This is a genomic window from Yersinia artesiana (assembly GCF_902726545.1).
Taxonomy (GTDB): Bacteria; Pseudomonadota; Gammaproteobacteria; order Enterobacterales; family Enterobacteriaceae; genus Yersinia; species Yersinia artesiana.
In genome coordinates, this window is record NZ_CACVAD010000073.1 from 1 (window position 1) to 18,469 (window position 18,469).

Sequence of the window (18,469 nt, forward strand, 5' to 3'; positions counted from 1 at the left end):
ATTTCATTGTATAGTGTTTTGAGAAAATAAAATGCATCCTCTCCGTTAGGAATAACTCCTTTATGAATAAATGAATTTCTTTTATCTTTAATTATATTCAATCTTTTATTAAACATATACGGTTCGTTAACTGATATTAAATACAAAAATAAAAACCCTCCAACCTGTCGTTCACTAGAACCAGACACATTACTGAAACTAATAGAAAAATCTTTCATGCCAACTTTATGAGGAAATGTGAAAACTCTAATCATAAACTCTAGACATCTTTCAAATGCAGCCCAAGCACTACTCGTAGACTCAATAGTATGCCCAGACAAGTAGGTGTCAATGGAGGAAGAAAATAGGATTTGAAATTTCTCATTGCTGATGCCGATATTAATATCGTGCGACTCCTCACATAGTAACCTAACCAATCTATCATCAAAGTAATCTATATCGTAACTAATTAGATGATTGGTTTTTCCTTTATTTCTGTTTTCTCTATAGCATTCAGGACAAACCGTTGATATTTTCATTTTCATCCTTTATTAGTATAAATAACATTTATAATTTCAACTCATGCCACCCCAAATGCTGCCAGCATTCCGAGTCACCAATTAACAAACAACCACCGTTTTCACCCGGTAGAATATCACCACATTTCCCACAGCGACGTTCTAACAGCTCCGCCATTTTTACCTTAACTTCAGCATCATCTTTACGGATCAGCATAGTGATATACTCGTCCATGTCATATGGTTCCCGCTGCGGTCGTCTTAAAGCACAGTTCCTTTGTAACATCTCTTTCTCTTGCTGATCTAGCGTCACCATTAATTTATGCGTGCCACTATCACGTTCTTTCTGTCGTTGTAGACGTTTACGGGCAGCAGCCCGCTCTTTAGTGTCAGTCATGCGGATGCTCCCGTTTATTAATGTTAGGGCTGAACCATAGGCATTCTATTTTGGTAACCGTGCCACCCATCCCGGCGCTAGCTTGTGCTGCTTTTGTTTCTTTACACCACCCGGTCAGCATGTCGTTATATAGCTCGCTGTCATAACCGGAAATGATCGACATGCCTTTCAATTTTCTGACCGGCTCGAGTAATTCGATATGATCTTGCTCGGTCATTTCATGGCGATATGAATAACCAGTTGGTTTCCAACGTTGGCGCGTTTCCGGCAAATATGGCGCATCAATGTAATTCAAAGTGCTGTCAGTATCATGATCCAGTAACACCTGAACGGCTGGGCGGTTCTCTATCAATACGCCAAGTAAACGCGAACCAATAGCGGCTAAATTATCAGGATAAGACGCCCATAACTGCTGGGCTGTCGAATATTCTCGTTTGGTATCAGTCCTAAACCCTGATTTATTGGCTGTGGCCGATGCTGAACTAAATCCCATGGTGGCCTTAATTACCGTCCTGCGAGCCTGTTCCAATTCATCATCAATAGGCTCATAGGCAAAGTTAAACTCTTCACGGCTATACGGTGTCAGTACACATAAATCACGTAACCGTATGTTCATTACTGGATCTTGCAGCACTCGGAATAGGTTCACGATTTCGCCATCAAGATCATTATAAACCTCCGCGTGGGAGCGGGCCTTTCTCAGTAGAACTGATGCCGCCCCCCCGAACGGCTCAACATAGCAACGGTGAGCAGGGAAAAAACTGGTTATCCATTTCGCTAATCGAAACTTGCCGCCATGGTATCGGATGACCGGATGTTTTATCTCTGACATCAGTTTCCCTCCTGCACCACAAAACCAGCGGCTTGGATAGCCCCATGAACTACAACTATTGGGATTACTTTGGCATCAGGCATAAATTCAGATGCAGCCGTGATGCCAATATTTGGCAACACAATAGGCTGGCGTAGCTTCTCTTCTACTGCATTATATTTCCCCTGCCACTCCAAGCACTCCCGCTCGTAGTGCTTCGCTGTGCGCCGGTTCTTATTAGCTGATGCCACCAGCTCCGCTATGCGATCAGCGATGCTATTTAGCACCTCACTTTCACGCGGTTCCACTCTTTCCGCTGCTGAACGAATTGCAGCAATCATGCCATCGGTTGATATATTCATTTGGTCTCGCCTCTGTGGTCTCTACGGTCGCGCCAGTAATTTAAGCGCTGTTTAAAAAACTCCCGATAATGCACCGGTACCCGTTCAATCGCTTCCAGTACGTGGGCGCGGTGGGTTCTACGCTCGTACAGATTTTTGATTAAGCCGCTGGCTCTCAGATCAAGATTTAGCTTTTCTTGGCATTCCTGAGGCCAGAGGCAAATGTTGTACGGGAGTCCGGGCGGGAGATAATCCGATTGCCCGGCCATGGTTACGCCCTCGACTCAGCCGCCAGGCGTTTCATGATGTTGGGTTCGCTGGGGAGTGGCCCGGCTTTTACTTTGTTGAGTAGCTCCAGTCTTACCGGAGTATGTGCTTTAAGAATGTGCTCAACTCTATCCAGCGGCATTTTTAGCATGACTGAAATACGTTGCGGGGAACGGCCAAGGCGCTGTAATTCATAAATACCGGTCATAACGCGGCGACCATAGCTAATACGGTTGCCGATTTTCACCATGGCGCCATGTTCAATGACAGGTTCAGCCACCTTATCCAGCTTTGGTGCGGGAACGTATGGGACACGCAGACGAGCGCGAGCTGCTTGATTGATACGATCTATTATTGCCGGGCCGTGGTCGCAGCCATCGTCAATAACCGGACGTTTTTCATTGATGTATTCATTGATTGTATGCATGGTCTTGCCTCTTTGGGTTAGTTCACACGCTGGTCAGGCGCGATTAAAATTTAGGTGTTGAATAACTCTTTTCTTTGGCCGGTGGCCTGGATGCCTCTTTCGCTATTCGGCTGGCCTCCTTTGCCACCAGCTGATCCACCGGCAGAAAGTGGCCGTTTTTAAATTCCTGATAAACGGTGCCGGGCTCGCCAAATCGGTTTTTGGTTACAATGGCCTCGGCAAATCTGGCCGCCGGACTATCGGCGTTATAAACCGCCTCTCGATACAACATAATGATGCTGTCAGCGTCCTGCTCGATTGAACCGGAGTCTCTGAGATCGGAACTGATTGGCCTACGGCTACCCGGTGGCCGTTCATCCACTTTTCGTGATAACTGGCTAAGGGCAAAAATCGGGGTATTTATCCGACCGGCCAGTGTTTTTAAGCCGCGTGAAATGATGCCGACTGATAGGTCATTACGCTCCGCCTTGGGTTTGGTAATCAGGCCAAGATAATCAACCATCACCATTCTTAATTGTGGGTACCGGCGCTTGTGTGTTTCGGCGATAGCCCGTATCTGATCGATGGTCAGTTCGCTGGCATCAACAATCCAAATATCACGGCCATTCAATGCCTGTAGTGCGGAGTTAATGCGCGCCCAGTCCTCATCACATAAGGTTTTAGGGTCACGTAATTTTGACACTGGCAAATTACCGGCCCCGGCAACGGAACGCTCTACCATCTGTAGGGAAGCCATTTCCATACTGAATATCAGCGCCCCGCCGCCGTTCTGTGTGGCCCCCTCAACAATTCTCAACGCAAACTCGGTCTTACCCATCCCCGGACGCCCGGCGATAACCACCAAGTCCTGCGGGTTAAAGCCACCGGTGATAGCATCCAGCTCGACTATGCCGCTTTGCAGGTTCATTGACTCAATTTCGCCATTCATGCGCTTATCCAGCATGTCCATATAGCCGGGCAATAAGTCATTCAGATGCACCGGGATAATGCCGCCGCTATCTGCCGTCATATCAATTAGCTGTGTTACCGCGCCCTGTATCACCTGATCGCGCTGCTCCTGATTGTTCGCCCCCCTGATGCCGTCAGCCGCGGTCTGAAATAATGCGGTCATGGTGCGGCTATACCAAATCTTACGGGCATAGGCGGCATAGCCTTTCAGGTTTGCTACGTTGCCCGGCATACGGACAATTTCAGATAGCGTAGCCAGACTACTACCGCCCAGCGCCTCACTGACGAACAGGACATCGATCATCCCTTTGGTCAATGCCTGCTTTTTAATTTCCGCATAGGCAGAACGATAAATCCTGATGCTAAATGCCTCTTCCGGCAGTGTGGCAATAACCTCCAGCGCATCAGGGGTTGAGCCGCCATACAGCAGACCGGATAGAATGGCCGCTTCTAACTCTTGAGGTTTCATAGCGCACCGTCGCGGGTTTTTCTCAACACGTCCGGTTTCATCAGATAATCAAAATTGGCGCGCCAGTGGGAACCATCATCACCACCGAAATAAAACACCGGAGCCTGTTCGCGGAACGCCTCGAAATAGCCCTGAAACGCTTCAAGGTCTTTGGTTTTGAGGTATTGGAGTAATTCGCGGATAGCGTGCTTACGGTCTTGATCGATTTCAGCCAGTGGCAAAACATCGCTGAACACACGGTTGTACGCAGCAATGACCGCATCGCAATCAATCCGCCCTGCAGACTCAGACCATGCGCGGGCATCGGCCAGATAACCATCGAACCGATTCACGCGGCAGATATTCGCAGGTTTGGCATACTTGCCGTTACGGGGTTTCCATGTGCTGACCACCCAATGGGTCACCAATTGCAAATCAACCAGCGCATAGGCTTTGCGCGATTTGGTTGTTGTCAGCAAGATTTTAAATGGCCCAGGGTCTTCACATCGGGTGTGAGTGAGTTGGTTGTAATACGCCAACGCCCTTTCAGCGTCAGCGAGAATATTTTCAGTTCCCCCTTGAGGGGTAAGGGGTGTATTGAGATCTATGACTGATTCAAAAGAGTGACTGGTTCTGGGTGCAGCATTTGCACCACTAACCGGTGCACCATTTACACCAGAGGGTGCAGGAGATTCACCATAGGGTGCAGCATTTGCACCAGCGGAATTTAAGCGCAGGTGATAAACATTTGAGCGATTTAAGCCATTTTCAGATTTACGCTCTTCAATCCTAACCAGCCCATTTTTTACCAGTTTTTGGATATGATTCTGTACCGAGCGTTCGGATATTTCACACTGTTCAGCAATGTAGGGAACCGATGGCCAGCACTCGCCCTGATCGTTGGCATTGTCGGCTAATTTTATCAGTACCAATTTACGTAACGGGTTGCCGACTTTGATACTCATGGCCTTAGCCATTAGATTCATGCTCATAGTCAGATCCCCAGCGCTGCGGCTATTTGCCGACAGGCAGACTGATAATCGTCGGGCGATAGGTTCATCAGGCGCAGGTCAGCTTTCTTCTGCTCGTACTGCTCCCACACGCTATATGCGGCTACCTGACGCCCGGCAAAAATAGGGGCGATGTCAGCCATACTTGCCGGTTGGCCGTTAAGCCGGAATCCGTTGCGCCAGGTGATTTTGTCGATAGATGTAAGCATTGGTCTTGCCTCTGTTTTATACGGTGGTCAGCCGGTGGTGTTGTGGTCTGATTGCGTGAAGTGCCGCAACAGCGCCCGATATTCTTTGTGACATGTCACAGCCATCTAATAGAACCGCGCTAATTGCTGCGGCAAACTCTCGGCTAGCAATCGAAACCAAATAATTCACGGTCTCGCCATTTACCCTGGCCCGCCGTTCTGCCGGGAGTGCCGCTTTAAGTACCGGTGATAATTCCAAGACCTTGCGCATTGATGCTTTTGAATCCCCGCGCAGCCAACGAAATAACTGCTGCCGGTTGTTGTTGATAGATTTCCAATCAGCGCCACCCTGCCCGTTTTCAATGGGAGTGAGACGAACTGAACCGGTGTTGATATTGAGCAAGAAAAACATTCTGCTGATCTCGATAGCTACATGCTCCTGCCCCCGCTCTGCCGCCCACGCCTGAACTTCGGCTTTAAGGGCTTTGATTTCTTGTTCCACGTTGCGTCTCCTGTCGCAGGAAATTGATTATTGATAATCAGATTTGTGAGTGGGATTTGGTTAGGCTGCACTTCGATACATAGCGGGGTCATATTTCAGTTCGCCATGAGTCATGCGTTCAATCTTCATTGCCTGTTTCTCAGGGATAATTGCCCCCCAACGGCAAACCGCTGGGTGCTTTATGCCTAAGGCCGTGGCGGTATTCACTACCCCACCAAAAAACTTGACGACATCTTTCTTGTTCATAGGAACTCCTCGTTTAACTCAGGATGAAAGGTAACAAAAGGTACATAACAATGCAAACACTTTTCACCTCACTATGGCGTAACATTGGTTACATGAAAAATGAAATGAATGACCGCATCCGTCTTCGCAGACTGCAGCTAGATCTCACGCAAGTCCAATTAGCCAAAGCTATTGGGGTGAGCCGTGTATCAGTGACAAAATGGGAGTCAGGAATCACTAAACCAGATGGGGAGAATCTTCACCGGCTGGCGCAAATACTTTCATGCACGCCAGAGTGGTTACTCTATGGTACCGGAGATTTACGTCAGGTTGACGATACGAAGATTAAGCCCCTCGTCGCTGCGCCTAATGCCATACCTGTTATCTCATCCGTTCAAGCCGGTGCCTGGACAGAAACCTACTCCGCCGCCCGTATTTCTGATGTTCTTAGATGGTGTAACACCACAGTGAAGGTTTCTGAAAACGCATTTGGTTTGGATGTTCGGGGTGAGTCAATGACCAACCCCAACGGTTCTCCCTCTATCCCCGAGGGGTCTACCGTTATCGTAGAACCTAATTATGGTTCTATTGATGATTTGTACGGTAAAATAGTGGTCGCCATCATTGATGGCAGCTCCGAGGCCACCATTAAAAAGTTAGTTGTTGATGGCCCCAACAAATACCTAATGCCGTTAAATCCCAATTTCAAACCCATCGAAATCAACGGCAATTGCCGTATTCTCGGTCGCGTTGTTCAGGTCACCCAAGACCTGTAATCAATAGCCCATCCCCCTGATGGGCTTTTTTACGCCCCTAAATGTAACTATTGGAACATTTCCTTATTGACACAAAAGGTAACTATAGGTACATTCCTCTCATCAACACGGCACAGCAGCCGATGCGAACAGGCAGGACGCCCACGAAGTAGCTGCCGGTGGCATACGAAACACCGGATGATTCGCAAGTTTAGGTTTAGTACGTTCTGGCAGCTGGGAAGACAGCGGAGAGGAAAGTTATGAAAGCGACCAAAAAGCAAGTAGGTAAATTTCAGATCCAATATCGCTACTGCGGAATGTGGGCTAACGGAAATACTTACCCAACTCGCAAAGAAGCAGATAACTTCGCTCGTAATTCCGGGCGGGATTATCAAATAGTCAAAGTGCGGTAATAGAGAATTTGGGTTGTTGCATTGGAGGAGAACCCCGTGCCAAGGCTCGGCATGATTACCACAGCGCAGCAGCCCAAACCATAACGTAGCCACGGCGGGAAAATGTGGCGAGGCAAGACCGAAGACCTGACGGCTCGGAAAGACAGCACCAAATTACAGACGTAAAAAAACCCACCGAAGTGGGCTTCTTTACCCCGGATCACCGACCAAAGTTAACCGGGAATTGCTAACGGGGACCAACCCGTTAACAGAGGCAAGACCAACGGCTTACGCCATCGACCTTAAAATTAGTATATCAGGAGTTGCTATGACAGCACTACAGATAACCACCACGCTCTATATCCATGTTAATCCGCATTCAGCATTGAAAGATAATCGCTTTATCGTGTGTACCAGTGACATGTCACAGTCTGCGCCATCCCATGCGTTACTCGAAACCCGCGAAATCACGTTGGCGTTCGACGAACCCGATCCATTTGAAATCATCAGTAAGCAGGTTGATTCACTACGTGCTCAGAAAGAACGACTCGCGGCAGAATCATATCGGCATCAATTGCTAATTGATGATCAGATTCAGGCGTTGCTCTGCATCGAGCACACCACAGCAAGCGTCACTGACGATAGCGACATTCCTTTTTAACTCCACTTAGGGGAATTTTAGCCATGACAACAATCAAGGCCGCTATCGATCACGTCATTTCTGCGGGATTGTCTGTTCTTGAACACGAAAACAATTCAGATACCAGCACTGGCACAATGCATATAACCATTGTTGGCGGTAAACGCCGTGTTGAATTTTATCCCTCGACCGGAACAGCTTATTCAAATGCTGTTAAGGGACAATTTAAAGCGGCAAGACTTCCGAAAGCCGGGATCAGGGCAGCTATAAAGCTCGCAATGACTGGCAATTAAACCAAAGAGGCAAGACCAACATGACTGTATTTATTTGCTTATTCGAGCCGAAAAAAGCGGCTGTCAAAAATGGGGCTATCCCATTGGTTATAGCGCTGGAAGCTATCAATAAGAAAATGGCATCCGCACTGGCCATCGCTAAATTGTGGGAAGCCTACCCCGCCGCTGGCGATAACTTTGCTGATCCGAAAATCTGTGAGGATACCGTCGGGCAACCGCGCCCTGTGGTTGGTGAGTTCGACGAACAGTTCGCACAAGACAATACTTTTGATGGCAAAGCATGGACGCCAAATACCGTGGCATCTGCAGAATATGAGGACGATAACGACGGCGACGAACAAGGTGATGATTCTGGTTTAGTGAACTACGCCAAACTGGGCATTGATGTCAAAGTTGGTAAAATCCTAATGTATGACTTAGGTGACATCGATACGCACGAACTATCACTGGTATATGACCTGGTTAACGACGATGAGGGTGATGCCGGGCTACGTTCCATTATAACCGCGTTAGCAGGCATACCGGCTATAGGAGCAATGTACCAAGAATCAGTCAAAGAGCTGATCGACGCTATCAATGTGAAATTCCCGAAAACACCTCAATTCTCAGAAGTTCGAAAATTCGCTCAAAAATGGGTTGATGAACCCAATAAACGGGACGAGTTAACCGGTACTAAAAAAGTTACCCGCATTGACACGCCGGCTCCTGATGCGCCAATCAAACGCAGCTTTGAGCACACCTATAAAACGCTTGATCTCGAAGTTGCCCTCGCCTTGGTACCGGCTGATTTTAACTGCTGGGAAATCCACTCAGCAGAAATGAAGCAAGCAAAAGAGTTGATGGACAGTAATGATGATGCCTGGCGCAAATGGTCAACCGAATTACGCGTTCGTAGTGATGCGTTGTCTATTCCGCGTGAAACTATCTTTGAGATCATTCGCGTGGGTAAAAAGAAACCTATCTTCCTGACCAATGCCGCCGCCAGAAAAGAATTTATCGCACAATGTATCGCCGTCAAAGGGCCGCAACCTGCGGTTAAAAATTTGGGTGACGGTAAGTTCTCTATTGATGGTCTGGTCGGTGGTGAACCCCAACCGGCGGCAAACAGTGAAACAAAACTGGCACTGGTTGCCAATTCTGAGCCAGAAACTGAAACAAAACCGCCAATCATTGCAACAGAACAGGAAAACCCCGCACAGGAACCCATCACCGATAACACCGCTCAACAGGCTAAAGAAACCTTGGATCAGTTGGGTTACAGCGTTTATGCCTCGACTGATGAGAAGCCGGCAGAGGTTATTGATACGGCGCAACCAAGCACGGTTGCTAGCGTAGAAGTTACTGTTGATGAGTTCCAACACCGTGCCGGGTTGATTGATCAAGAGATTGCGCAGAAGTCCCCTCAGGAGCAAGAAAATCTGCATATTTGGAAATCGGTACAACGCACCGACCCACGCTTTACCAAACCTGTAGAGGGTGCGGGATATGTTGCTACCAGCATTAACGCTGAATATATGTTTATGCGGGCCACGGAAGTATTCGGTCCCATCGGTGAGGGTTGGGGCTATACCATTCTTGAAGAAAAGATGCTGGCAGGCGCGCCAATGTCCGAGGCTATTTACGACGATAACAAGAAATACATTGGCAACCGGCTTATTCGTGATGCCGATGGCACATTGATATGCGAACAGAATCACTCAATCAAAATTCAATTCTGGTATTCAATTGAGGGAGATGTGCGTGGCGAGATCGAAAGCTACGGAGCCACCCCTTACATGTATAAAACCAATAAAGGAATTAAGGCTGATAACGAGGTAATCAAAAAAAGCCTCACGGACGCCATTAAGAAAGCGCTATCTATGCTGGGCTTTAGCGCTGACGTATGGCTCGGCATGCACGATAACCCCGAATATATGGCAGAAAATAACATTGAGTTTGCTATCAAAAATGCCAGTGAAAAAGCCGGTGACTCCGTGCGTCTGCGCAAAGAATTGGATGAGAAGTTAACCAAAGTCGGCAATACCATTTCGAATGCCGTCACCACCAATGAAGTGAATAAGATATATAGCACCATTACGCGAGAAATCGACGTACACCGCAAAGATGCCGACGCCAAAGCCGACAAAGAATACGCCAACTACCTCAAAAGCCGCCTGCTTGCATTACATCGCTTAACCGAACAACGGGTTGCCAAACTTAACGCACAGGAGCAAACAGCATGAGCAATACAGCCATCGCATTAGCCGCAGACCTTTTCAAACTGCAACAATTGGTTGAGTCCTCAGATGAACTCACGCCAGAAATGATCGCCGATACGCTGGAGGGTTTAGAGGGTGCCTTGGGGGATAAGCTGGATGCAACCTATGTCTTTGTTCGTAACCTTGAAGGCCAGGCTAAAACCTGTGATGAGGAAGCTAAACGCCTGGCTGACCGGAAAAGGTCATTCGAGAATCGGGCCAAATCGATCAAACAGTACGTCCTTAACTGCTTATTGGCCGCAGATAAGAACACACTTAAAACGCCGTATAACACATTCACCGCACGCAAAGGTGTGGTCAGTGTGGTGATCGACAATGAGGACTTATTGCCCAGTGAATTGGTGACAGTGCAAACCATCGTAGCGCCCGATAAAAAGGCCATCAAGGAAGCCATTGAAAATGGTGTTGATGTTAAAGGTGCGCATATCGAGATCGGTAGCCGTAGCCTGCAGGTTCGCTAATTTCATCCCGCCCCAAATCAACGGGGCATTACTGAGGCAACACCCATGCTAAAGCGTACTCACAAACGCGGTGAAAAGTCCTATATCACGCTCCCCGATGGACGAACGGGAACTATCCACACCGATCGCCGTTGTGATGTTCACTACGATTTTCCGGTAGATGTTCGAATTAGCAGCACCCCACCGCAGAAAACACCCGAAAAATTGATTTTGCATAATCAGAAATAATCAACCTGCCCCGCTAGCATTGTGGTAATCCAACACCAGGGAAACCACCATGCAGCCATGGCAACCGGGCAAACGCCTATTAACCGATTTCGATATTAAGATCGGCAAGTTATCAGCCAGTGTACGGAAACAACAACTCACCGACCAGGATATACACCGGGCCTGTTCTGCGACCGACAGAGCAATAACCCAAATGATACAGGGGCAAGACCATGAAAAACGACCACGACATAATCACCAAAGAGGAGATGATTGAGTTGACCGGTCATCACTACAAAACCAAACAATGTGACTCTTTACGCCGCTCGGGGATCTTTTTTATCCGACGTCCGGACGGACACCCGAAAACCACTTGGGGCCATTTTTTGAATCCAGTCAGTTTGCGCGGTAAGCCGCTGGAGCCAGAAAAAGAAGAACCCAATTTCGAGGCCATGAACAGTGGCCGGTAAGCGCAAGAACGCCGCCGATAACTGGATGCCCTCACGAGTATTCCGTGGCCCCAGTGCTTATAACTTCAAACACCCGGACGGACGCACGATAAGATTGTGCGCACTCGACGCTACACAGGCTGAAGTCTGGGTTCATTATGAGAAGTTCATTAATGAGAAAAAAGACAAATCAACGTTAACTATATTAGTTGAGTCTTTTTTCCGGTCTGTTGATTTCATCGATTTAGCAACCGAGACACAAAAAGACTATCGAAAATACGCCTCAAAATTATTACCGGTTTTCGGTGCCATGCACCCCGATAATATAAAACCTGAACATGTCCGAAAATATATGGATAAGCGAGGACTGAGTAGCAGAACGCAGGCAAACAGGGAAAAAACGTTTATGTCGCGGGCCTATAGATGGGGATATGAACGGGGATTAGTGAAAGGCAATCCCTGTAAGGGAGTTAAGCAATTTAAAGAGGAATCGAGGGAACGCTATATTACAGATGAAGAATATAACGCTTTATATCAGACCGCACCCGACATCGTACGAGCGGCAATGGAAATAGCGTATCTGTGTCTGGCGAGACAAGCTGATGTGCTTTCATTACGCAAGGATCAATTTAGAGAATCGGGGATATATATCAGGCAGGGTAAGACAGGGGCAAAACAAATCAAAGAGTGGTCGGTGCGTTTGCATGACGCTATCGCACTGGCAGAATCCCTGCCCTTACAACCCGGTATCAGCAGTGTATATATCATCCGCCAACGCACCGGACTGCGGTATACGCGCGACGGCTTTAATAGCCGATGGCGCAAGGCCAAAGAAGCAGCAAAAGAGGCTCACCCTGAATTGGATTTTAATTTCACCTTCCATGATCTGAAAGCCAAAGGTGTTTCTGATCTTGAGGGTTCACTCAGTGAGAAGCAGGCGATATCAGGGCATAGAAATATGGGACAAACGGCACGCTATGACCGGAAAATAAAAATTGTACCGGTGGTGGGCAATCAGAAAAAATGATGTCCAAAACTTAGGAAGAAGTAGTGAAATCATCAAGTAACTCATTGAATTTACAGGCTAGGAAAATATATTTATGTTCCTATTCACCATCGTAATATGATGATTTTAATGAATAAAACACAGATTTTAAAATCCCTCGGCTTATGGCTGTGCGGGTTCAAGTCCCGCCCCGGGCACCATGGAAACAAATCTAAGTAAAACAAAGTAGTATGAGTATGTCGTTAACCGCCGAGAGGCGGTTTTTTTGTGCCTGAAATCACATTTAGGAAGATGTTAGGAACATAAAATTCAACTTACTCCATATTAGTGCAAAACTCTTTCTGTACCCAAAGACTCACACTGCCCCCGTTGACTGGGAATATTGCCTCGCCGCGATCATCAGTGGTTATAATGGCTGAATGGTTACCGAGGAAATCAGCAAACTCTTTATTGGCTAAATCCTCCCCTAGTTGAATGATTTTTTCATTTTCCGCGCCATTAGAAAGGACAACCACACAACCGGGCTCTTCCCCTGTTCCCGAGCGAACGAACGCTATGCAGTTTTTATCATCAAAATAGTCGATCTGCGCACCATGTGCGAAACGTGTTCTGGCCTGAATTAATTTTTCTAATTCCGCAATAACGGGCATTTCTATCTGATAAATTCCTCCGTCATCACCGGTATCTTCATAGCTGGCGCCAAACAGATCAGGATAAAATACGCATGGAATGCCCTGCTCACGAATTAATATCAATGCATATGCCAGTGGTTTAAACCAAGGTTCGACAGGTGCTTCTAGCGATTGCAGTGGCTGAGTGTCATGGTTTGCCACTATGGTGATTGTATGCATTGGATCGGCTTCAATTAATGTCCCACTGAACACTTGTGTGAGGTCAAAATTATCACCTTGATTTGAAGCTTCGTGAAACTTGTGATGTAAAGCTACATCAAACAACATTGCCGAACCCTCTACCCGTTCCAGATATTGCTGTAACTTTTCAATATTCGGAGACCAGTACTCTGCAATAATTAATAAATCATGATTCGCTTTATTTTGTACATGTTGAATCCATTGTTTGAAAAACCATGCGGGGATATGTTTCACTGCATCCAAGCGAAAGCCATCAATTGAGAGTGTCTCTAATAACCATTCCCCCCAATACGTTAACTCCCCCATAACTGCGGGGTTGCGAAAATCAATATCCGCTCCCATTAGATAGTCAAAGTTACCCAGTTCATCATCGACTTCGGTATTCCACCCCTCATCGCTATAATCATTTATGATTTTGAAAATACCTTCACCTGCTGGATCTTCAATATGATCAACACCAGTAAAGCACTGTTTGTCCCAAATAAAGGATGAATAGGTTTCATTGCGACCAGGGAAAGTGAATCGAGTATAGGCCTGTGCATCGATAACCTCTTCATCAATTTCAGTACGGTTTTCAGGATTAACTCTATGGACACTTACTAGCTCTTTTTCATCAGCCCCAATTTTATGATTGAAGACAACATCAAACAGGACCTTGATATCCATTTCCTTCAATCGATGAATTGCATTCAATAACCCTTCTTTATCACCGTACTTAGTCGCCCGAGTTCCCTTCTGATCAAATTCACCTAAATCAAATAAATCATAAGTGTCATACCCGACCGAATATCCTCCCGAAGCCCCTTTATACGCAGGAGGTAACCAAACATAATTAATCCCGAGATGACGAATATATTCTGCTCGCTCAGCAACCTCCTGCCATAACTTACCTCCGTCAGGATAATACCAATGAAAAAACTGGAAAATTGTGGGGTTTTTCATAGGCTTGATAACTCCGTCTTATCATTTATCTCATAGTATGGCCCAGTTTATAAATTTTGGACTGGCAATAAAGTAATAGACTGTGTATTTCTTTTACTGATGAGCTAATGTGGGCCTCATTTATCTGTTTATTATGGAGTTTACATGAATATAGGGAATATCCCTTTTGGCATCACTGATTGGTCTACAGTGGGCAAAACCGAGCACAAGGGAGATCAAGGAATTGCATATTGGAGAACTCAGAACTTTAGTAACATCCGGGTTCGTATGGTTGAATACAGCGCGGGATACATAGCGGACCACTGGTGTTCCAAAGGGCATATTTTACTGTGTCTTGATGGTGAATTAATTACTGAGCTTGTCGATGGCCGTATTTTTATATTAAAAGCAGGCATGAGTTATCAGGTCGCAGACCACGCAGAAGCACATCGCTCTTCAACGATATCCGGTGCCAAGCTTTTTATTGTTGATTGATTTAAGGTAAATTAAGAATCTTATTACACTTTTATATCAGCTAGCAGTCAGTCCTCGACTGTTAGCTGAGAGAACACTTTCTTATCGCCCTTCAGGTAACGAATCAACCGGGTTATCCGGATATAAAGCTCGGATACGACGTCGGACAATTTCAACCTGAAATGCAGCCATGACTGCAATCATAATCAGGATTTCACCAAATCCACCTTGTTCAGTTGGTTGATTATAAAGGTACTGCAGTGTGCCAATAATCCATTTAGACCCAACAAGCAGTAAGAATAAAGTAATCGTCAGTGGTGTTCCTTTGCAAAAAATACGCCCATCAGGTTCACGCCAGATCTCTATCAGGCGACCTTGTAAAACACCGATGATAATACTAAATAAAACACCACTGCCTAAAACAACCCAGGAAGTCATTGTAGCTGGCATATATGTGCCACCCACTACCAGACCGACCATCCCATAGATCCAAGCCCATTTAAAACGAGCTGGGCCTAACAATACCTCGTGACTGACCGACTGACGGTACAATGCAAAAAGTGTAAGCACCAGAATAATCAGTATTTGTACAGGAGTCATCGCTATCTCCTTCAAGAGAAGCATCCAGTCAGCGATAAAGCACCTTGGTTGACCATAATATCCAACTACACGGGCAATATAGGGATACCTTATCAGTCTTTGGAAATGTTAAAAAACTCTCAGTAAGGTCGGCAATGAATTGCCAACTCGAACTGTATAAAGTTTAGCCTATTTTTAGATGATTAGTAAGATAAGTCATCGCTGCTATTTTAACTGGCATTTGTATTTGGCCTTTTTAACTCCTTGCTATTATCAACACAGCATTTACGCATATCCGACATTGAGTATTCGAAACAAAATAATATTCACAGATCTTACAGCCTTATTTAATATCATCGTATTACTGATAAACTAGCGATGCTTTTATGAATCAATAGGAATAACAATTAAAGAGGACGGCACATGACTCAAAATATTTATGACAATCAGGATTTTTTCTCAGGCTACGCCAAACTTAGCCGTTCAGTCGATGGATTAGACGGTGCGCCGGAGTGGCCAGCCATTCGTAAAATGCTACCGCCACTGTCAGGGCGTAAAGTCATTGACTTAGGTTGTGGCTATGGTTGGTTTTGTCGCTACGCTCATTTACAAGGTGCGACTGAGGTTTTAGGGCTGGATGTTTCAGAGAAAATGTTAAATCGCGCTAAAGAAATGACATCTGAAAGCAACATCATTTATCGCCGAGAAGATTTGGAAAATATTCAATTACCGCAACAAACCTACCATTTAGCATATAGCTCTCTAACATTGCATTATATAAAAGCCCTTCCAGCCCTACTGACGGCTGTTTATGATGCTTTGCTTCCTGGGGGGAGTTTCATTTTTTCTGCAGAACATCCGATCTACACTGCACCAAAACAGCCGGGTTGGCTGGTTGCAGATGATGGACAAAAATCATGGCCGATAAATAGCTATCAAGCGGAAGGGGAACGGGTAACAAATTGGTTGTCTGAAGGCGTTATCAAGCAACATAGAACATTAGGAACTTATATTAATCTTTTGGTAAAACATGGATTTGTTATTACGCATTTAGAAGAATGGGGCCCGACAACACAGCAAATTACAGATTGCCCAGCATTGGATGAAGAAAAAGAGCGCCCAATGATATTTTTACTCTCCGCACATAAACCCGCATAAAGTTAACTTTATTTTTCATCGGCCATTCTAAATTAATTTCCGTTATTGGGGAGGCTAACTCCCCCCAACGTTTCTGAATCAAAAAATATACATAAGTTAACTTGCCCCAAGATGGTGCTAATTCCCTAATTCAGTGCATTTTTTCACTTAATGAAATTTAAAAATATAAATTTATCAAATAGTTATCTATGGCGCAAAAATTGCTTGTTAACAGCAAACATATCAAAGGAGCACATATGAAAACAATATCAGCGTACTACTTACAATACACCGCATTTTTACTACTAATTGTAGGTGTTATCCATTTTATTTTTCAGTGATTGTTAAAAGAGTCCCACAAATGCGAGGCTCTTTATATTTCCTTGGGGATACGGCTACCCTCCGTAATTGGTGGATATCCGCCAAGGCAAGCCGCTGGATGTATGATTGATATTAGCCGGGCAGTTAAGCCCGGTTTTGCTATTCCTATTCCGGCGCTGTCGGCCACTCGATATTGCTTTCACGCTTTCAAGTCAGAACGCATTTTACCGGAATATCTTTTCGCTATCCTCAGCCCCTCATCTCATCTGCAATAGCTCCAATCATGTCAGAAGCATGATATAAGGTTGCCAGAGATTTTAAGGAATACGGAGACTGGTACGATCCCATAAATTTAACCTGCAAAGGCATAGGGCCACTAGTCGGTGAGGATATTGCCATTGCTGGCCGATGTGTCGGCAGATTGCCAATGTATAATCATTGCGGTGAAATATCAGTACAAACTTGAGATATATTCACTCACTGGCTTGGCTAGCAAGTCCTGAGGATGGTCGCCTCCGAAAGTCGCCCATTTACTTTTGCCGTTAATGATGGTCGAGGAAATAATATTATCTGACGCAGCCTTATACACTGTTATTTTAATAGCAATAGTATCGGGTTTTCCTGGCCATTCCGTCGCTCTATCTTCCCAATGCTAATCGCTACATATTCCTACCCAGAAATTTACAAGTAGAAACATCATATCAGGGGATAACTATAAGGTAACGTAAAAGCCCACAATTAATCTAGGGAAAACCTTAGCTTTTAATCTCATCAATCCTGTAGGTGAAATGCTCACCACCATCAACGTAACGAATTAGTTCCCCCACAGCTAATCTTCTGTTGAGAATGTCAAGAGTGCTTATATTTTCTGCAAAATCGATATCATTCCAATCCATTAAGGCTTTACTTTCATCAAACTCCAGGACGGTGAAGCTATACCATTTTTCCCACTGCACACTGCCTTTCCCTAGAACCTCATTCTCCAATTCAATATGATTATTATTATCAAGACTAACCTCAAGTCGCATCCCTTCACTTGCATTTACAACATTACTGGCAATTAACGTTACCTTTTTCATATAAATATCCTTTTTAATGTATTTGTAGGGATATTAGCAGAAAGCAATGGAATGCAAAAACCCGCACAGGGGTGGCATTGAATGACACAGCATGCTCAGTTTTACGCGGGCAAATAGGGAAACATAATCGATGGTTTTTTGTTCACATGTCATCATCAGTGAAACCTACCGGAAAATTAACACTAGAAATAAGAAAAATGAGAGTTGATGAAAATACAGCTTGGAACGCTTCATTAAAACAAGCCGGAATAGAAGATTTCCGATGCCATGATTTAAGACATACCTGGGCAAGCTGGTTAGTTCAATCCGGAGTTCCATTATCTGCATTACAAGAAATGGGAGGATGGGAATCAATTGAAATGGTTAAAAGATATGCGCATCTTTCGCCAAATCATTTAAATGAACATGCCAGACAAATAGACGCAATATTTAATGATTGTGTCCCAAATATGTCCCATGAAATAGATTTGAAATTAGAGGTTAATACTAAGTGATTGATTCTGTTGGTGGGTCGTGCGGGATTCGAACCTGCGACCAATTGATTAAAAGTCAACTGCTCTACCA

General features: G+C 45.4%; 26 protein-coding genes and 1 pseudogene. 12 read left to right on the forward strand and 15 right to left on the reverse strand.

Features of this window, described 5'->3' with window-relative positions; all coding sequences use genetic code 11:
* From HU019_RS18655 to HU019_RS18705, 11 genes are all read right to left on the reverse strand, one after another.
* Window positions 1-518: hypothetical protein (locus tag HU019_RS18655; RefSeq protein ID WP_174850514.1), on the reverse strand; the 518-nt coding region annotated here is incomplete at its 3' end.
* Between the two features lie 28 nt (window positions 519-546).
* Window positions 547-894, reverse strand: a complete 348-nt coding sequence (locus HU019_RS18660) for a hypothetical protein (RefSeq protein ID WP_174847496.1) — start codon at window positions 892-894, stop codon at window positions 547-549.
* Entirely contained in the window at window positions 887-1,726 is an 840-nt protein-coding gene (locus tag HU019_RS18665) for a DNA adenine methylase (RefSeq protein WP_174847495.1), read from the reverse strand. Before HU019_RS18665 ends, HU019_RS18660 begins: the two co-directional genes overlap by 8 nt.
* On the reverse strand, window positions 1,726-2,067 hold the full coding sequence (locus HU019_RS18670; RefSeq protein ID WP_174847494.1) for a hypothetical protein: 342 nt from the start codon (window positions 2,065-2,067) through the stop codon (window positions 1,726-1,728). The genes HU019_RS18665 and HU019_RS18670 overlap by 1 nt, the downstream gene beginning before the upstream one ends.
* Entirely contained in the window at window positions 2,064-2,315 is a 252-nt protein-coding gene (locus HU019_RS18675) for a DNA polymerase III subunit theta (RefSeq protein ID WP_174847493.1), read from the reverse strand. The genes HU019_RS18670 and HU019_RS18675 overlap by 4 nt, the downstream gene beginning before the upstream one ends.
* 2 nt (window positions 2,316-2,317) lie before the next feature.
* On the reverse strand, window positions 2,318-2,740 hold the full coding sequence (locus HU019_RS18680; protein ID WP_174847492.1) for a hypothetical protein: 423 nt from the start codon (window positions 2,738-2,740) through the stop codon (window positions 2,318-2,320).
* Between the two features lie 43 nt (window positions 2,741-2,783).
* Entirely contained in the window at window positions 2,784-4,157 is a 1,374-nt protein-coding gene (locus HU019_RS18685) for a replicative DNA helicase (protein WP_174847491.1), read from the reverse strand.
* Complete coding sequence (locus HU019_RS18690) at window positions 4,154-5,128, reverse strand: helix-turn-helix domain-containing protein (RefSeq protein ID WP_174847490.1); 975 nt, start codon at window positions 5,126-5,128, stop codon at window positions 4,154-4,156. Before HU019_RS18690 ends, HU019_RS18685 begins: the two co-directional genes overlap by 4 nt.
* 2 nt (window positions 5,129-5,130) lie before the next feature.
* Entirely contained in the window at window positions 5,131-5,355 is a 225-nt protein-coding gene (locus tag HU019_RS18695) for a hypothetical protein (protein ID WP_050335732.1), read from the reverse strand.
* 16 nt (window positions 5,356-5,371) lie between these two features.
* Window positions 5,372-5,836 carry a toxin YdaT family protein gene (locus tag HU019_RS18700; RefSeq protein WP_046051131.1) on the reverse strand — a complete coding sequence of 155 codons (465 nt, stop codon included), beginning with the start codon at window positions 5,834-5,836 and terminating at the stop codon, window positions 5,372-5,374.
* Between the two features lie 60 nt (window positions 5,837-5,896).
* Complete coding sequence (locus tag HU019_RS18705; protein WP_046051132.1) at window positions 5,897-6,082, reverse strand: Cro/CI family transcriptional regulator; 186 nt, start codon at window positions 6,080-6,082, stop codon at window positions 5,897-5,899.
* Between the two features lie 92 nt (window positions 6,083-6,174).
* Between HU019_RS18705 and HU019_RS18710 the strand changes: the two genes are divergently transcribed.
* From HU019_RS18710 to HU019_RS18750, 9 genes are all read left to right on the forward strand, one after another.
* A complete protein-coding gene (locus HU019_RS18710) occupies window positions 6,175-6,837 on the forward strand; it encodes a LexA family protein (protein ID WP_174847615.1) in 663 nt (220 codons plus the stop codon).
* 239 nt (window positions 6,838-7,076) lie between these two features.
* Window positions 7,077-7,229, forward strand: coding sequence for a hypothetical protein (locus HU019_RS18715; protein ID WP_157180273.1), 153 nt, complete (start codon window positions 7,077-7,079; stop codon window positions 7,227-7,229).
* A gap of 307 nt (window positions 7,230-7,536) precedes the next feature.
* Window positions 7,537-7,869 (forward strand): hypothetical protein, encoded by a 333-nt coding sequence (locus HU019_RS18720; RefSeq protein WP_174847489.1) that lies wholly within the window; start codon window positions 7,537-7,539, stop codon window positions 7,867-7,869.
* A 23-nt stretch (window positions 7,870-7,892) separates the two neighbouring features.
* Window positions 7,893-8,141: a hypothetical protein gene (locus HU019_RS18725; protein ID WP_050537307.1), complete on the forward strand. Its 249-nt coding sequence runs from the start codon at window positions 7,893-7,895 to the stop codon at window positions 8,139-8,141.
* Window positions 8,142-8,161: 20 nt separating this feature from the next.
* The gene (locus HU019_RS18730) at window positions 8,162-10,363 is read left to right on the forward strand and encodes a transcription termination factor (protein WP_174847488.1); all 2,202 of its coding nucleotides are present in this window, start codon (window positions 8,162-8,164) and stop codon (window positions 10,361-10,363) included.
* Window positions 10,360-10,860, forward strand: coding sequence for a siphovirus Gp157 family protein (locus HU019_RS18735; protein WP_174847487.1), 501 nt, complete (start codon window positions 10,360-10,362; stop codon window positions 10,858-10,860). Before HU019_RS18730 ends, HU019_RS18735 begins: the two co-directional genes overlap by 4 nt.
* Before the next feature lie 45 nt (window positions 10,861-10,905).
* Window positions 10,906-11,088 carry a hypothetical protein gene (locus HU019_RS18740; protein WP_174847486.1) on the forward strand — a complete coding sequence of 61 codons (183 nt, stop codon included), beginning with the start codon at window positions 10,906-10,908 and terminating at the stop codon, window positions 11,086-11,088.
* 212 nt (window positions 11,089-11,300) lie between these two features.
* A complete protein-coding gene (locus tag HU019_RS18745; protein ID WP_025377968.1) occupies window positions 11,301-11,537 on the forward strand; it encodes a DUF4224 domain-containing protein in 237 nt (78 codons plus the stop codon).
* The gene (locus tag HU019_RS18750) at window positions 11,527-12,543 is read left to right on the forward strand and encodes a tyrosine-type recombinase/integrase (RefSeq protein WP_174847485.1); all 1,017 of its coding nucleotides are present in this window, start codon (window positions 11,527-11,529) and stop codon (window positions 12,541-12,543) included. Before HU019_RS18745 ends, HU019_RS18750 begins: the two co-directional genes overlap by 11 nt.
* 293 nt (window positions 12,544-12,836) lie before the next feature.
* Here HU019_RS18750 and amyA read toward each other — a convergent pair whose 3' ends face one another.
* A complete protein-coding gene (amyA, locus tag HU019_RS18755; RefSeq protein ID WP_174847484.1) occupies window positions 12,837-14,336 on the reverse strand; it encodes an alpha-amylase in 1,500 nt (499 codons plus the stop codon).
* Between the two features lie 144 nt (window positions 14,337-14,480).
* On the opposite strand from amyA, the gene HU019_RS18760 reads away from it, so the two are divergent.
* The gene (locus HU019_RS18760; protein ID WP_174847483.1) at window positions 14,481-14,810 is read left to right on the forward strand and encodes a DHCW motif cupin fold protein; all 330 of its coding nucleotides are present in this window, start codon (window positions 14,481-14,483) and stop codon (window positions 14,808-14,810) included.
* A gap of 81 nt (window positions 14,811-14,891) precedes the next feature.
* Here HU019_RS18760 and HU019_RS18765 read toward each other — a convergent pair whose 3' ends face one another.
* Complete coding sequence (locus tag HU019_RS18765; RefSeq protein ID WP_174847482.1) at window positions 14,892-15,389, reverse strand: hypothetical protein; 498 nt, start codon at window positions 15,387-15,389, stop codon at window positions 14,892-14,894.
* 402 nt (window positions 15,390-15,791) lie between these two features.
* On the opposite strand from HU019_RS18765, the gene HU019_RS18770 reads away from it, so the two are divergent.
* Window positions 15,792-16,526: a class I SAM-dependent methyltransferase gene (locus tag HU019_RS18770; protein ID WP_174847481.1), complete on the forward strand. Its 735-nt coding sequence runs from the start codon at window positions 15,792-15,794 to the stop codon at window positions 16,524-16,526.
* Between the two features lie 751 nt (window positions 16,527-17,277).
* On the opposite strand, the gene HU019_RS18775 is transcribed toward HU019_RS18770, so the two are convergent.
* Both HU019_RS18775 and HU019_RS18780 read right to left on the reverse strand, forming a co-directional pair.
* Window positions 17,278-17,433, reverse strand: a complete 156-nt coding sequence (locus tag HU019_RS18775; RefSeq protein WP_227739313.1) for a DUF4823 domain-containing protein — start codon at window positions 17,431-17,433, stop codon at window positions 17,278-17,280.
* A gap of 148 nt (window positions 17,434-17,581) precedes the next feature.
* A complete protein-coding gene (locus HU019_RS18780) occupies window positions 17,582-17,905 on the reverse strand; it encodes a hypothetical protein (RefSeq protein ID WP_174847480.1) in 324 nt (107 codons plus the stop codon).
* A 32-nt stretch (window positions 17,906-17,937) separates the two neighbouring features.
* On the opposite strand from HU019_RS18780, the pseudogene HU019_RS18785 reads away from it, so the two are divergent.
* Window positions 17,938-18,399, forward strand: a pseudogene (locus tag HU019_RS18785) (site-specific integrase); the annotation flags it as partial.
* Window positions 18,400-18,469 lie beyond the last annotated feature (70 nt).